This is a genomic window from Citrobacter sp. Cpo074, assembly GCF_030332745.1.
In the GTDB taxonomy this organism is placed as follows: Bacteria; Pseudomonadota; Gammaproteobacteria; order Enterobacterales; family Enterobacteriaceae; genus Citrobacter; species Citrobacter portucalensis.
On the sequence record NZ_JAOWHG010000038.1, the window covers coordinates 148679 to 163045 of the forward strand.

At 53.2% G+C, this 14367-nt stretch carries 14 protein-coding genes and 4 tRNA genes; 7 read left to right on the forward strand and 11 right to left on the reverse strand.

From position 1 onward, the window contains the following. Position 1 precedes the first annotated feature (1 nt). The 10 genes from OGX83_RS22440 to mltB all read right to left on the reverse strand — a co-directional run bounded on the left by OGX83_RS22440 (position 2) and on the right by mltB (position 7606). A tRNA-Arg gene (locus OGX83_RS22440) sits at positions 2–75 on the reverse strand. A 192-nt stretch (positions 76–267) separates the two neighbouring features. Then, a tRNA-Arg gene (locus OGX83_RS22445) sits at positions 268–344 on the reverse strand. Between the two features lie 60 nt (positions 345–404). Next, positions 405–481 (reverse strand) — tRNA-Arg (locus OGX83_RS22450). A gap of 3 nt (positions 482–484) precedes the next feature. Further along, positions 485–577, reverse strand: a tRNA-Ser gene (locus OGX83_RS22455). A 336-nt stretch (positions 578–913) separates the two neighbouring features. Beyond that, positions 914–1099: a carbon storage regulator CsrA gene (gene csrA / locus OGX83_RS22460; RefSeq protein WP_000906486.1), complete on the reverse strand. Its 186-nt coding sequence runs from the start codon at positions 1097–1099 to the stop codon at positions 914–916. A 238-nt stretch (positions 1100–1337) separates the two neighbouring features. After that, the gene (gene alaS, locus OGX83_RS22465; RefSeq protein WP_008785617.1) at positions 1338–3965 is read right to left on the reverse strand and encodes an alanine--tRNA ligase; all 2628 of its coding nucleotides are present in this window, start codon (positions 3963–3965) and stop codon (positions 1338–1340) included. Between the two features lie 128 nt (positions 3966–4093). Beyond that, entirely contained in the window at positions 4094–4594 is a 501-nt protein-coding gene (gene recX, locus OGX83_RS22470; RefSeq protein WP_008785618.1) for a recombination regulator RecX, read from the reverse strand. Between the two features lie 86 nt (positions 4595–4680). Next, positions 4681–5745, reverse strand: a complete 1065-nt coding sequence (gene recA, locus OGX83_RS22475) for a recombinase RecA (RefSeq protein WP_057068120.1) — start codon at positions 5743–5745, stop codon at positions 4681–4683. 92 nt (positions 5746–5837) lie between these two features. Next, positions 5838–6335: a nicotinamide-nucleotide amidase gene (gene pncC / locus OGX83_RS22480; protein WP_048225249.1), complete on the reverse strand. Its 498-nt coding sequence runs from the start codon at positions 6333–6335 to the stop codon at positions 5838–5840. 191 nt (positions 6336–6526) lie between these two features. Next, the gene (mltB, locus tag OGX83_RS22485; RefSeq protein WP_003037336.1) at positions 6527–7606 is read right to left on the reverse strand and encodes a lytic murein transglycosylase B; all 1080 of its coding nucleotides are present in this window, start codon (positions 7604–7606) and stop codon (positions 6527–6529) included. 264 nt (positions 7607–7870) lie between these two features. On the opposite strand from mltB, the gene srlA reads away from it, so the two are divergent. The 7 genes from srlA (at position 7871) to gutQ (ending at position 12792) form a co-directional block, all read left to right on the forward strand. Beyond that, on the forward strand, positions 7871–8434 hold the full coding sequence (srlA, locus tag OGX83_RS22490) for a PTS glucitol/sorbitol transporter subunit IIC (RefSeq protein ID WP_003037339.1): 564 nt from the start codon (positions 7871–7873) through the stop codon (positions 8432–8434). Next, on the forward strand, positions 8431–9402 hold the full coding sequence (srlE, locus tag OGX83_RS22495; protein ID WP_008785620.1) for a PTS glucitol/sorbitol transporter subunit IIB: 972 nt from the start codon (positions 8431–8433) through the stop codon (positions 9400–9402). The genes srlA and srlE overlap by 4 nt, the downstream gene beginning before the upstream one ends. Positions 9403–9415: 13 nt before the next feature. Next, a complete protein-coding gene (gene srlB, locus OGX83_RS22500; protein WP_079934231.1) occupies positions 9416–9778 on the forward strand; it encodes a PTS glucitol/sorbitol transporter subunit IIA in 363 nt (120 codons plus the stop codon). Positions 9779–9795: 17 nt separating this feature from the next. Then, positions 9796–10575 carry a sorbitol-6-phosphate dehydrogenase gene (srlD, locus tag OGX83_RS22505; RefSeq protein WP_003037345.1) on the forward strand — a complete coding sequence of 260 codons (780 nt, stop codon included), beginning with the start codon at positions 9796–9798 and terminating at the stop codon, positions 10573–10575. Positions 10576–10630: 55 nt separating this feature from the next. Further along, positions 10631–10990, forward strand: coding sequence for a transcriptional regulator GutM (gene gutM, locus OGX83_RS22510; protein WP_079934230.1), 360 nt, complete (start codon positions 10631–10633; stop codon positions 10988–10990). 70 nt (positions 10991–11060) lie between these two features. Continuing rightward, positions 11061–11834 carry a glucitol operon DNA-binding transcriptional repressor SrlR gene (gene srlR, locus OGX83_RS22515; RefSeq protein WP_003037350.1) on the forward strand — a complete coding sequence of 258 codons (774 nt, stop codon included), beginning with the start codon at positions 11061–11063 and terminating at the stop codon, positions 11832–11834. Then, positions 11827–12792 (forward strand): arabinose-5-phosphate isomerase GutQ, encoded by a 966-nt coding sequence (gene gutQ, locus OGX83_RS22520; protein WP_003825938.1) that lies wholly within the window; start codon positions 11827–11829, stop codon positions 12790–12792. Before srlR ends, gutQ begins: the two co-directional genes overlap by 8 nt. On the opposite strand, the gene norR is transcribed toward gutQ, so the two are convergent. Then, positions 12789–14309 (reverse strand): nitric oxide reductase transcriptional regulator NorR, encoded by a 1521-nt coding sequence (gene norR / locus OGX83_RS22525; protein WP_071445672.1) that lies wholly within the window; start codon positions 14307–14309, stop codon positions 12789–12791. The genes gutQ and norR overlap by 4 nt on opposite strands. Positions 14310–14367 lie beyond the last annotated feature (58 nt).

Below are 14367 nucleotides of genomic sequence, written 5' to 3' on the forward strand. Positions count from 1 at the left end.
GTGCATCCGGGAGGATTCGAACCTCCGACCGCTCGGTTCGTAGCCGAGTACTCTATCCAGCTGAGCTACGGATGCATCGGAAAACTTGCTTTACTGCCGATATTGATATCGTGATAAGCGATATCAAGTAAGAGATGGTGCATCCGGGAGGATTACTCGGCTGCGCCTCGCCCTGTGGGCCGTTGCTAAAGCAACGTTATCCTCCCTGGTGCTCGCGATTATCTCGCAGACCATGAAACAACAGTTTTGCTGTTGCCTCGGAGAAGATGGTGCATCCGGGAGGATTCGAACCTCCGACCGCTCGGTTCGTAGCCGAGTACTCTATCCAGCTGAGCTACGGATGCATCAGGGAAACTTACTTTACTGCAGATTTGATGTCGCTGCTAAAGCGCTATCAAGTAATATGGTGCATCCGGGAGGATTCGAACCTCCGACCGCTCGGTTCGTAGCCGAGTACTCTATCCAGCTGAGCTACGGATGCAAATGGCGGTGAGGCGGGGATTCGAACCCCGGATGCAGCTTTTGACCGCATACTCCCTTAGCAGGGGAGCGCCTTCAGCCTCTCGGCCACCTCACCAACACGCCTCTTGCGAGTGCTTCGAAGAACTTGTTTCTGCTCATCGTCGCTGCGTGGCGCACATATTACTTTCTGGGACTTATAAGTCAAACAATTTTTCCAGAGCTTTTATCGTTTGCACATTTCACGCGCAATTAGTCTGCAAAAACGGCAAAAAGAGTGTTTTATCAACAGATAAATTGGCAATTTTCTGAAGGAGTGAACAAACGGAAACTTCGCAGGAAAAGGCATTACGCGCAGTGGAATCGAAAAAATGGGGAAGACGAAGAAGAAAAGAGAAGAAAAAGAGTAACTCAATCAGGTTGCGCCTCACCAGAAAGGTGAGACGCGAAAACCTTAGTAACTGGACTGCTGGGATTTTTCAGCCTGGATACGCTGGTAGATCTCTTCACGATGGACAGAAACTTCTTTCGGGGCGTTTACGCCAATGCGCACCTGGTTGCCCTTCACCCCTAAAACTGTCACGGTGACCTCATCGCCTATCATGAGGGTCTCACCAACTCGACGAGTCAGAATCAGCATTCTTTGCTCCTTGAAAGATTAAAAGAGTCGGGTCTCTCTGTATCCCGGCATTATCCATCATATAACGCCAAAAAGTAAGCGATGACAAACACCTAAGTGTAAGCAGTCACGGCATCACATTCTGTTAAACCTAAGTTTAGCCGATATACACAACTTCAACCTGACTTTATCGTTGTCGATAGCGTTGATTCAAACGCTGCGGATTGAAGTCCGCAGCGTCGACTTACGCTTATAATTATTACAGTTTTGCGCTGACCCAGCCTTTCACACTGGCTAACGCTGCAGGCAGAGCCGCTGCATCCGTACCACCGGCTTGCGCCATGTCCGGACGACCGCCACCCTTACCGCCGACCTGCTGAGCGACCATTCCAACCAGTTCCCCTGCTTTCACGCGATCTGTCACGTCCTTAGACACACCCGCAATCAGAGAAACCTTACCTTCCACTACCGTTGCCAGAACGATAACGGTAGACCCCAGTTGATTTTTCAGATCATCAACCATGGTACGCAACATTTTCGGCTCAACGTCCGCGAGTTCGCTGACCAGCAGCTTCACGCCGTTGATATCAACCGCTTTGCTGGAAAGATTTGCACTCTCCTGCGCCGCAGCCTGTTCCTTCAATTGCTGCAATTCTTTTTCCAGTTGACGAGTACGCTCCAGCACGGAACGAACTTTGTCACCGATATTCTGGCTATCGCCTTTCAGCAGCTGCGCAACATCGCTTAAGCGATCGCTCTCAGCATGCACGGTTTGGATAGCACCTTCACCGGTTACGGCTTCAATACGACGAACGCCTGCCGCAGTACCTGACTCGGACACAATGCGGAACAGACCGATATCACCCGTACGGCTGGCGTGAGTACCGCCACACAATTCGGTAGAGAAATCACCCATGCTCAGAACGCGCACATGGTCGTCATATTTCTCGCCAAACAGTGCCATTGCGCCTTTGGCTTTTGCCGCTTCGAGATCCATGATGTTCGTTTCAATCGGCAAGTTGCGACGGATTTGCGCGTTCACCAGATCTTCAACGGCACGGATTTCAGCAGGCTTCATTGCTTCGGTATGAGAGAAGTCGAAGCGCAGCAGTTTATCGTTAACCAACGAACCTTTCTGTGCCACATGTGTGCCCAGAACCTGGCGCAGCGCTGCGTGCATCAGGTGCGTTGCGGAGTGGTTCAAACGAATACGCGCACGACGGGCTTCATCCACATCAGCCTGTACCGCATCACCAATTTTCAGAGAACCCGCAGACAGCTTGCCAATGTGACCAATGGCCTGGCCATATTTCTGCGTGTCGCTAACGGCAAACGCGAAGCCTGCGCCTTTCAGCTCACCCTTGTCGCCAACCTGACCACCAGATTCCGCATAGAACGGCGTCTGATCCAGTACGACAACGGCATCCTGACCTGCGTTAATTGCGTCTACCGCTTTACCATCAACAAACAGCGCGGTCACTTTGCCGTTCAGTTCCAGGTGCTCGTAGCCTTTAAATTCAGAGGCGCCATCAACGCGAATCATCGCATTGTAGTCTGCGCCAAAACCGCTGGCTTCACGCGCACGACGGCGCTGTTCTTCCATTGCAGCTTCAAAGCCCGCTTCATCAACCTTAATGTTACGCTCGCGGCAAACGTCTGCCGTCAGGTCAACCGGGAAACCGTAGGTGTCATACAGACGGAATGCGGTTTCGCCATCCAGCGTATCGCCAGACAGTTTTGCCAGTTCTTCGTCCAGCAGCGCCAGACCACGCTCCAGAGTACGCGCAAACTGCTCTTCTTCGGTTTTCAGAACCTGTTCAACCATAACCTGCTGACGCTTCAGTTCTTCACCTGCAGAGCCCATGACGTCCACCAACGGACCAACCAGCTTGTAGAAGAAGGTATCCTTCGCGCCCAGCATGTTGCCATGACGTACCGCGCGACGAATGATACGGCGCAGCACATAGCCACGGTTTTCATTCGACGGCACAACGCCATCGGCAATCAGGAATGCACAGGAACGGATATGGTCGGCGATAACGCGCAGAGACTTGTTGCTCAGATCGGTTGCGCCAGTGACTTTCGCCACGGATTCAATCAGTGAGCGGAACAGGTCGATTTCATAGTTGGAGTTAACGTGTTGCAGCACGGCCGCAATACGCTCCAGACCCATACCGGTATCCACGGACGGTTTCGGCAGCGGTTCCATGGTGCCGTCAGCCTGACGGTTGAACTGCATGAAGACGATGTTCCAGATCTCAATGTAGCGATCCCCATCTTCTTCTGCGCTTCCCGGAGGTCCACCCCAGATATGGTCGCCGTGGTCGTAGAAAATTTCGGTACATGGACCGCAAGGACCGGTATCACCCATCTGCCAGAAGTTGTCTGAAGCATAAGCCGCACCTTTGTTATCACCGATACGGATGATACGTTCGCGCGGAATACCGACTTCTTTTTCCCAGATTTCATAGGCTTCATCGTCAGTTTCATAGACGGTTACCCACAGACGCTCTTTTGGCAGGGCAAACCAGTTTTCACCGGTCAGCAGTTCCCATGCATATTGAATAGCGTCGTGTTTGAAGTAATCGCCGAAGCTGAAGTTGCCCAGCATTTCGAAGAAAGTGTGGTGACGTGCAGTGTAACCGACGTTTTCCAGGTCATTGTGCTTACCGCCCGCACGTACACAACGCTGCGAGGTGGTTGCGCGGGAATAATTACGCTTGTCGAGGCCAAGGAAAACATCCTTGAACTGGTTCATCCCGGCGTTGGTAAACAACAAAGTAGGGTCATTGTTCGGTACCAGGGAGCTGCTGGCAACTACCTGGTGTCCTTTACTATGGAAAAAATCGAGAAACGCCTGACGGATCTCAGCGGTGCTCTTGCTCATAATTATCCTGAAGAAATCAAGCTAACGAAATGTCATTACCAGCATCGGCACGCAAACTGCGCCTCTGGCAATCGAAAAGTGGGAATAAGATAAGTTTTCTTTACTGGGAAGTAAAATCCCGTATGCGGTCAATCGTCAAAATTTCGCCATATTGCCTGAATATCTTCCATCAGATAGCCGCGATAGAGCAAAAAACGCTGGACCTTTATCTTATCTGAAAAATCGACAGGTAAAGGTTCACCGTACTTACGAATGGCCTGCTCGCGTGCAAGCACTGCCCAGTCAATTTCGCACTCACGCATGGCCCGCTCGATAGCTTCACGTGCGATCCCTTTTTGGTTTAATTCCTGGCGCACTCGGGCTGGTCCATAACCTTTGCGGCTACGGCTGGCGATAAACTGCTGCACGAAACGATCATCATCCAGATAACGACTTTCAATACACCAGGCGATGACCTTGTCGTAATCCTCCGGCGTGGCATCAATTTCTTCTGGTCCATTTTTCCCCATCACCGGAGCGGCCAGCTTGCGCCGCAGTTCCTGCTCGCTGTGGTCGCGCATCGCCAGAATGCGTACGGCACGGTCAAGCAGTCGGGAATAAGCAGAACGGCGGGAAGTTGCTTCTGTCATAGTAAGCCTTCAGAAATGAAAAAGGGCTGCATGATATGCAGCCCTTTACTATATGTGATTCACAACATGCGATTCAAAACAGATTATCAGAAATCTTCGTTCGTTTCTTTTACGTCTTCGCCGCTGTCATCAACGGAGAAATCAGGCGTTGAATCCTGGTTATTGAGCAGTAACTCACGTAATTTTTTCTCAATTTCTTTCGCAGTTGACGGGTTTTCTTTCAGCCAGTTGGTCGCATTCGCTTTACCCTGACCGATTTTCTCACCGTTGTAGCTGTACCATGCACCGGCTTTTTCAATCAGCTTCTCTTTCACGCCCAGGTCAACCAGTTCGCCGTAGAAGTTGATGCCTTCACCGTAAAGGATCTGGAATTCAGCCTGTTTGAACGGTGCTGCAATTTTGTTTTTCACAACCTTAACGCGGGTTTCGCTGCCGACCACATTGTCGCCTTCTTTCACCGCGCCAATACGACGGATATCCAGACGAACAGACGCATAGAATTTCAGGGCGTTACCACCGGTGGTGGTTTCCGGGTTACCAAACATAACGCCAATCTTCATACGGATCTGGTTGATGAAAATCAGCAGCGTGTTGGACTGCTTCAGGTTACCGGCCAGCTTACGCATCGCCTGGCTCATCATACGCGCCGCAAGGCCCATGTGAGAGTCGCCAATCTCACCTTCGATTTCTGCCTTCGGCGTCAATGCGGCAACGGAGTCGACAACGATAACGTCAACCGCACCGGAGCGCGCCAGCGCATCACAAATTTCCAGCGCTTGTTCACCGGTATCCGGCTGAGAACACAGCAGGTTGTCGATATCAACGCCAAGCTTACGGGCATAGACCGGATCCAGCGCGTGTTCCGCATCGATAAATGCACAGGTTTTACCTTCACGCTGCGCAGCGGCAATAACCTGCAGGGTCAGCGTTGTTTTACCGGAGGATTCAGGCCCGTAGATTTCGACGATACGGCCCATTGGCAAACCGCCCGCGCCCAATGCGATATCCAGAGAAAGCGAACCGGTGGAGATAGTTTCCACATCCATGGAGCGGTCTTCACCCAGGCGCATGATGGAGCCTTTACCGAATTGCTTTTCGATCTGACCCAGCGCTGCAGCCAACGCTTTCTGTTTGTTTTCGTCGATAGCCATTAATTACTCCTGTCATGCCGCTTTCGGGTTAAACCGCGAAACGTGATAGATAATGTTCTGTTGAGGCAATTATACTGTATGCTCATACAGTATCAAGTATTTTGTAGAAATTGTTGCCACAGGGTTTGTAACGCGTAGACGGTCGCCTGTCGACGTACCGCGTCGCGATCGCCGCTGAAGCATTCCCGACGCGTAATCCCCTCGCCGCTCGCGCTGGCAAAGGCGAACCATACGGTACCCACGGGCTTTTCTTCACTGCCGCCATCCGGCCCGGCAATACCGCTGATCGAGACCGCGAAATGCGCGCGGGCAGCTTTTAGCGCGCCAATCGCCATCTCCACCACTACAGGCTCGCTCACCGCCCCATGCTGGGCCAGCGTCTCTTCGCGCACGCCTATCATCTGTGCTTTGGCTTCGTTGCTGTAGGTCACAAACCCGCGTTCAAACCAGGCGGAGCTTCCGGCAATATCCGTAATCGCTTTGGCCACCCAGCCGCCGGTGCAGGACTCCGCCGTCGTAACGGTCGCCCCACGCGCTTTCAGCGCCAGGCCAACCTGCTCACTTAACTGCATCAGTTCACTGTCGGTCATTTCAGCCTCTGTCAGTTAAAAAATATGCCGGACAAGATAGCACTTTCATAACCAATGTGGGGATGGAGAGAACGTTTTACGAGGGGGATTCCAAAAATTGCTCCGTTGCATTAATAAGACCTGCCGGATGACAATGTCAGGGCATCTTATCCGGCCTACAAGAGATTTCTTCCTGTAGGCCGGTGGAGCGATTACTGCACGCGCGCCAGCGCGACCGCCTGACCCAACTGCCACACGGCCATCGCGTAGTGGGTACTGTGGTTGTAGCGGGTGATGGTGTAGAAGTTCGGCAGCCCATACCAGTATTGATAGCCGGTACCAATATCCAGGCGCAGCAGGCTGGCCTGCTGATGATTACCCAACGACTGCTGTGGTGTCAGACCCGCCGCAGCAAGCTGAGAAATGCTGTACTGGGTTTTAAAGCCGTTCGCCAGCCCAGGTGCCTGACCATTTGCCGGCACCGCGACCGTATCGCCTTTCACCCAGCCGTGGCCCTTGAAGTAATTCGCCACGCTACCGATGGCATCAACCGGATCCCACAGGTTAATGTGGCCATCACCATTAAAATCAACGGCATATTGCTTATAGGAAGACGGCATAAACTGGCCGTAGCCCATCGCGCCGGCAAAAGAACCTTTCAAATCGAGCGGATCGTCGCTTTCATCTCGCGCCATCAGCAGGAAGGTTTCCAGTTCACCAGAGAAGTATTCCGCACGACGAGGATAGTTAAACGACAGCGTCGCCAGCGCATCCAGAATCCGCGTTTTACCCATCACGCGGCCCCAACGCGTTTCAACGCCGATAATGCCAACGATAATTTCCGGCGGAACACCATAGACCTGCCACGCGCGGTTCAGCGCATCTTCATATTGATTCCAGAAGGCCACACCATTTTGCACGTTGTCAGGCGTGATGAACTGTTTGCGGTAGCGCAGCCATGCGCCGTTAGGACCGGCTGGCGGTTGAGTCGTCGGTGCCTGGCGGTCCATCAAACGCAATACCGAGTCCAGACGCTTGGCCTGCGACAGGATCTCCTGCAACTGCTGGCGGTCAAAGCCGTGCTTGTTGACCATTTTTTCGATGAACTGCTGCGCGTTCGGATTATTGGCAAAATCACCGCCCGTTTGCATGACGTTGTGCTGTGGCTCAAGCAGGAAGCCGCCGGATGGCGCACCCGTAGTCGTTTGAGTCTCTGAAGGTTTAGGTTTGCTGCTACAGGCAGCGAGCAGTACGAAAAGGGGGAGTAACGCTACATAACGACGCTTGAACATGAGACATCCATTAAACAAATTCAGCCTGGGAGAAGTATGGTAAAGCATCCTCCGCCATACAAGGAAGCGGTAGTCGCTCTCCTTCACAGAATTTACATCCCCTTTCATCTCTGACCTTCACATTTGCGAGCTTTCACGCAATAACTTTCAAATTAAAATATTTATCTTTCATTTTGAGATCAAAATAACACTTTTATATCTTTCGATCTGATTAAAATTAGCCACCGTTTGGCAAGATAACTAAAATCCCTACAGGAGAGAATAATGATCGACACCATCACACTCGGTGCTGAGTGGTTTATCGGGCTGTTCCAGAAAGGCGGAGAAGTGTTTACCGGTATGGTGACCGGTATTCTTCCCCTGCTGATTAGCCTGCTGGTCATCATGAATGCGCTGATTAACTTTATCGGCCAGCAGCGTATTGAACGTTTTGCTCAGCGCTGCGCCGGAAATCCACTGTCCCGCTATTTGCTGCTGCCGTGCATCGGCACATTTGTATTTTGTAACCCGATGACGCTGAGTCTGGGTCGCTTTATGCCAGAAAAATACAAGCCCAGCTACTACGCCGCCGCCTCTTACAGTTGCCATTCCATGAACGGCTTATTCCCGCACATCAACCCCGGCGAACTCTTTGTCTATCTGGGGATCGCCAGCGGCCTGACCACGCTGGGGCTTCCGCTTGGCCCACTGGCGGTGAGCTACCTGCTGGTCGGTTTGGTGACTAACTTCTTCCGCGGCTGGGTGACCGATTTCACCACCACTATCTTCGAGAAAAAAATGGGCATTCAACTTGAACAGAAGGTGCATCTGGCGGGAGCAACATCATGACACGTATTCGTATTGAAAAAGGCACCGGCGGCTGGGGTGGCCCCCTTGAACTGGATGCCATTCCGGGCAAGAAAATTGTCTATATCACCGCAGGAACTCGCCCCGCAATAGTCGACAGGATAGCAAGCCTGACCGGTTGGCAGGCAGTTGATGGCTTCAAAGAGGGCGAGCCACCGGAGAACGAAATTGGTGTGGCGATCATCGACTGCGGCGGCACGCTGCGCTGTGGGATCTATCCCAAACGCCGTATACCGACGGTGAATATTCACGCTACGGGTAAATCCGGCCCGCTGGCTCAGTACATTGTCGAAGATATCTATGTCTCTGGCGTGAAAGAAGAAAACATCACGATTGTCGGCGAGGCATCCGCTGCGCCGCAACCTGCAAGCAGCACTATCGGTCGCGATTACGACACCAGTAAAAAGATTACCGAACAAAGCGACGGCCTGTTGGCAAAAGTGGGAATGGGCATGGGTTCAGCCGTTGCGGTTCTGTTCCAGTCCGGACGTGACACCATCGATACCGTCCTGAAAACTATTCTGCCATTTATGGCGTTCGTCTCGGCACTGATCGGCATCATTATGGCTTCGGGTCTGGGAGACTGGATTGCCCATGGACTCGCGCCGCTGGCCAGCCATCCGTTGGGACTGGTTACTCTGGCGCTGATCTGCTCTTTCCCGCTGCTGTCGCCTTTCCTCGGCCCCGGTGCGGTTATCGCCCAGGTTATCGGCGTGCTGATCGGTGTACAGATTGGTCTGGGGAACATTCCTCCGCATCTTGCACTACCTGCCCTGTTCGCCATTAACGCCCAAGCTGCATGTGACTTTATTCCGGTTGGGTTGTCGCTGGCCGAAGCGCGTCAGGACACTGTTCGCGTCGGCGTGCCATCCGTACTGGTGAGCCGTTTTCTGACCGGCGCACCTACCGTTCTCATCGCCTGGTTTGTTTCTGGCTTTATTTACCAATAAGGGGCATTCAAAAATGACCGTAATTTATCAAACCACCATTACCCGTATCGGCCAGAGCGCCCCGGATGCACTGTGCGACCAGATGCTGATTACCTTTCGTGAAGGCGCGCCAGCGGATATCGAAGAGTTTTGTTACATCCATTGCCACGGGGACCTGAACGGCTCTTTACAAGCAGGGATCCAGTTTGAACTGGGCCAGCACCACTACCCGGTCACAGCCGTTGGCAGCGTGGCGGAACAAAACTTACGTGAACTCGGGCATATCACCCTGCGCTTTGACGGGCAGAGCGAAGCGGAATTCCCCGGCACTGTACACGTTGCGGGCCCCGTCCCGGACGGTATCACCCCGGGCTGTATTTTGAAGTTTGTTGCTTAAGATTGAAGGAGATAAAAATGAATCAGGTTGCCGTTGTCATTGGTGGAGGCCAGACCCTGGGGGCATTCCTTTGCCGTGGGCTTGCGACAGAAGGATACCGCGTCGCGGTGGTGGATATTCAAAGCGATAAAGCTGCCAACGTCGCGCAAGAAATTAACGCCGAGTTTGGCGAAGGTACCGCGTACGGTTTTGGCGCAGATGCCACCAGCGAACAGAGCGTGCTGGCGCTGTCGCGCGGAGTGGATGAAATATTCGGTCGTGTCGATCTGCTGGTTTACAGTGCGGGTATCGCTAAAGCCGCGTTTATCAGCGACTTTCAGCTTGGGGATTTCGACCGCTCGCTGCAGGTCAATCTGGTCGGCTACTTCCTCTGTGCTCGTGAATTTTCACGCCTGATGATCCGCGATGGCGTGCAGGGACGCATTATCCAGATCAACTCAAAATCAGGGAAAGTGGGCAGCAAACACAATTCAGGCTACAGCGCGGCAAAATTTGGCGGCGTGGGCTTAACCCAGTCGCTGGCGCTGGATCTGGCGGAGTACGGGATCACCGTACATTCGCTGATGCTCGGCAACCTACTGAAATCACCAATGTTTCAGTCGTTATTACCGCAATATGCGACCAAGCTGGGCCTTAAGCCAGACGAAGTGGAGCAGTACTACATTGATAAGGTTCCGCTTAAACGCGGCTGCGATTATCAGGACGTACTGAACATGCTGCTGTTTTACGCCAGTCCAAAAGCCTCTTACTGCACCGGGCAGTCCATCAACGTGACCGGCGGTCAGGTGATGTTTTAATGTTGAATTGCCGGATGGCGGCTGCGCTTATCCGGCAAAATCAAAGGAGTACATAATGGTTTCCGCACTGATTACCGTCGCCGCTATCGCCTGGTGCCTGCAACTGGCGCTTGGTGGCTGGCAAATATCCCGCTTTAACCAGGCGTTCGATCAACTCTGCCAGCAAGGTCGGGTTGGTGTTGGTCGCTCCGGTGGGCGTTTTAAACCGCGCGTGGTGGTAGCCATTGCGCTGGATGAGCAGCAACGGGTGACCGACACGTTATTTATGAAAGGTCTTACGGTATTCGCCCGACCAGGCAAAATTGCCACGATAATGGGCAAACATCTTGATGATTTACAGCCTGATGTGATCTTTCCCCATGATCCGTTATCACAGAATGCACTATCATTGGCGCTTAAACTGAAACATGGGTAATTTCGTTGTGAATGCTAATAGCTTGCGAAATTATCATTTTGCAACTTATTAAGTCAGGGTAATCACGCCTATGAAACCTCGTCAGCGTCAGGCTGCCATACTGGAGCATCTGCAAAAGCAGGGCAAATGCTCGGTTGAAGAACTGGCCCACTACTTTGACACGACCGGCACGACCATTCGCAAAGACCTGGTCATTCTGGAAAATGCCGGAACCGTCATTCGTACCTATGGCGGCGTGGTATTAAATAAAGACGAATCCGACCCGCCAATCGATCACAAAACGCTAATCAATACGCATAAAAAAGAGCAGATTGCCGAAGCCGCCGTCCGTTTTATACACGATGGCGACTCTATTATTCTGGATGCGGGTAGCACCGTACTGCAGATGGTGCCGATGCTCACGCGCTTTAGCAACATCACCGTCATGACCAACAGTCTGCACATTGTTAACGCCCTTTCGGAGCTGGACAACGAGCAAACTATCCTGATGCCCGGCGGGACCTTTCGCAAAAAATCTGCGTCATTTCACGGTCAGCTGGCAGAAAACGCCTTTGAGCAGTTCAGCTTTGATAAACTCTTCATGGGCACCGACGGCATTGACCTCAATGCCGGCGTGACCACCTTTAATGAGGTGTTTAGCGTCAGTAAAGCGATGTGCAATGCCGCTCGCGAAGTGATTCTGATGGCTGACTCGTCAAAATTTGGGCGCAAAAGCCCTAATGTTGTATGCAGTCTGGAAAGCGTCGACAAGCTGATTACCGATGCGGGCATCGATCCTGCGTTTCGTCAGGCGCTGGAAGCAAAAGGGATTGAAGTGATCATAACCGGAGAAACCAATGAGTGATGCACTACTGAACGCGGGCCGTCAGACGTTAATGCTGGAACTACAGGAAGCCAGCCGACTGCCAGAACGCCTGGGCGATGATTTTGTCCGCGCCGCCAATACGATTATCCACTGTGAAGGCAAAGTCATTGTCTCCGGTATTGGTAAATCAGGTCATATTGGCAAAAAAATTGCGGCGACCCTCGCCAGTACCGGCACGCCCGCCTTTTTTGTGCATCCGGCGGAAGCGCTGCACGGCGACTTAGGGATGATCGAAAGCCGTGATGTCATGCTGTTTATCTCCTACTCCGGCGGTGCGAAAGAGCTGGATCTCATCATCCCACGCCTGGAAGACAAATCCGTCGCACTGCTGGCAATGACCGGAAAACCGACCTCACCGTTGGGTCTGGCAGCCAAAGCCGTGCTGGATATTTCCGTTGAGCGCGAAGCCTGTCCGATGCGCCTGGCACCGACGTCCAGCACCGTAAATACGTTGATGATGGGCGACGCGCTGGCGATCGCCGTAATGCAGGCGCGCGGCTTTAACGAAGAAGATTTTGCCCGCTCACATCCGGCAGGTGCGCTGGGCGCTCGTCTGTTAAATAAAGTGCATCATCTGATGCGCCGTGACGATGCCATACCTCAGGTGAAGCTCACCACCAGCGTTATGGACGCGATGCTGGAACTCAGCCGCACGGGTCTTGGCCTGGTCGCGGTCTGCGACGACCAGTCACTGGTGAAAGGGGTCTTTACCGACGGTGACCTGCGCCGCTGGCTGGTTGGCGGCGGAGCGCTCACCACCCAGGTTAGCGAAGCTATGACTCAGAATGGAATTACGCTGCAGGCGCAGAGCCGCGCGATTGACGCCAAAGAGATCCTGATGAAGCGTAAAATCACTGCCGCACCGGTGGTCGATGAAAACGGTAAACTCACCGGTGCTATCAACCTGCAGGATTTCTATCAGGCCGGTATTATCTAATCCTTCAGACCCAGACGTTTCGCCAGCCGGTGCAGGTTGGCAACGTCTGTTTCCAGCGCCCGCGCACTTGCCGCCCAACTGTGATTATTTTGCGCCAGTGCCCGGCGGATTATCTCCCGCTGGAACGACTCTGTTGCTTCACGCAGATTGTGATGTTGCGGGATCTCCGCAACAACTTCCGCCGCCTGCGGAGCCGGACCTTCGTCCTGCAAGGCAAAATGCTGCGCCTCCAGCACCACTTCATCCCCTGCCCTGGTAGCCCTGGCCAGAACAACCGCCCGGTGAATGGCATGTTCCAGCTCGCGCACGTTTCCGGGCCAGCCGTAATTCAGCAGATGGCTACGCGCGCCGGGGCTTAGCACCACGCGGGAAAGACCCAGCCGCAGTCGGCATTGCTCGCAAAAATAGCCGGCCAGCAGCACCACATCTTCGCCGCGCTCACGAAGAGGCGGTACAGAAAGGGGGAAGACGCTCAGACGGTGGAACAAATCCGCGCGGAAATTCCCGGCCAGCACCTCTTCGCGTAAATCACGGTTCGTCGCCGCCAGCACCCGCACATCCACGCGCAGGCTGCGATCGTCACCCACGCGCTGAATATCGCCGTACTGCAATACGCGCAGCAGCTTAGCCTGTAGCGCCAGCGAGAGTTCGCCTATCTCGTCGAGAAACAGCGTCCCATTGTCAGCCATTTCAAACTTACCGCTACGATTGCTGATAGCCCCGGTAAACGCGCCTTTTACGTGACCAAACAGCTCACTTTCGGCTACGGTTTCCGGCAACGCTGCACAGTTCAGATACACCAGTGGATTCACCGCGCGCGGCGAACCTTCATGGATAGCTTTAGCCACCAGCTCCTTCCCGGTCCCTGTTTCGCCGCTAATCAGCACGTTGAGATCGGACCCCGCCACAATCTCAATTTCTTTTTTCAGCTGCATCATATTGGGCGAAAGGCCAATCATCTGGGTTTCCGTCACCTGCTCAAAGTTGGTTGACGAACCTGGCAGCATATTCTGGCTTTCCAGTTGTTCAATCAGCAGCGCATTGCTCAGCGCACCCGCCGCCAGCGCGGCAATCAGCCTAAGCTCCTCATCGCTGAAAACATCGAACTGATCGGGCTCCATGCCATCCAGAGTTAACGCACCAATCAAATTTTGACCGGCGAACAACGGCAGCCCAATACAGGCATGCACCTTCAGACTCTCCTGCCCCGGAATCAGACCATCATATGGGTCTGGCAAATCGCTGTCGGCAGGGAAACGAACCACGTCTCCGGCGCGGGCAATCGCCTCCAGACGCGGATGCCCTTCCAGAGTAAAGCGTCTGCCGAGAACATCTTGCGCCAGCCCATCGATCGCCAGCGGAATAAACTGTCGCGACTCGTAGCGCAGCAGTGCCGACGCGTCGCACTCCAGCACCTGACGCAACGTGGTTATCAGACGTTGAAAACGGTCCTGATGTCCAATACCGCTTTGTAATTCAATGGCGATGCCCGCCAGCACGTCTACGGAAAAGCTCATGACTACCTCATTGTCATTTTGACAATTCATATTGTCATATTGACAATAAAATGAATAG

Bases quoted from the DNA above. Each gene is read 5' to 3' on its own strand.
- srlB (WP_079934231.1), top strand. From the start codon at position 9,416: ATGACCGTAATTTATCAAACCACCATTACCCGTATCGGCCAGAGCGCC.
- srlR (WP_003037350.1), top strand. From the start codon at position 11,061: ATGAAACCTCGTCAGCGTCAGGCTGCCATACTGGAGCATCTGCAAAAG.
- srlE (WP_008785620.1), top strand. From the start codon at position 8,431: ATGACACGTATTCGTATTGAAAAAGGCACCGGCGGCTGGGGTGGCCCC.
- recA (WP_057068120.1), bottom strand. From the start codon at position 5,745: ATGGCTATCGACGAAAACAAACAGAAAGCGTTGGCTGCAGCGCTGGGT.
- pncC (WP_048225249.1), bottom strand. From the start codon at position 6,335: ATGACCGACAGTGAACTGATGCAGTTAAGTGAGCAGGTTGGCCTGGCG.
- gutM (WP_079934230.1), top strand. From the start codon at position 10,631: ATGGTTTCCGCACTGATTACCGTCGCCGCTATCGCCTGGTGCCTGCAA.
- alaS (WP_008785617.1), bottom strand. From the start codon at position 3,965: ATGAGCAAGAGCACCGCTGAGATCCGTCAGGCGTTTCTCGATTTTTTC.
- srlA (WP_003037339.1), top strand. From the start codon at position 7,871: ATGATCGACACCATCACACTCGGTGCTGAGTGGTTTATCGGGCTGTTC.
- srlD (WP_003037345.1), top strand. From the start codon at position 9,796: ATGAATCAGGTTGCCGTTGTCATTGGTGGAGGCCAGACCCTGGGGGCA.
- mltB (WP_003037336.1), bottom strand. From the start codon at position 7,606: ATGTTCAAGCGTCGTTATGTAGCGTTACTCCCCCTTTTCGTACTGCTC.
- norR (WP_071445672.1), bottom strand. From the start codon at position 14,309: ATGAGCTTTTCCGTAGACGTGCTGGCGGGCATCGCCATTGAATTACAA.
- gutQ (WP_003825938.1), top strand. From the start codon at position 11,827: ATGAGTGATGCACTACTGAACGCGGGCCGTCAGACGTTAATGCTGGAA.
- csrA (WP_000906486.1), bottom strand. From the start codon at position 1,099: ATGCTGATTCTGACTCGTCGAGTTGGTGAGACCCTCATGATAGGCGAT.
- recX (WP_008785618.1), bottom strand. From the start codon at position 4,594: ATGACAGAAGCAACTTCCCGCCGTTCTGCTTATTCCCGACTGCTTGAC.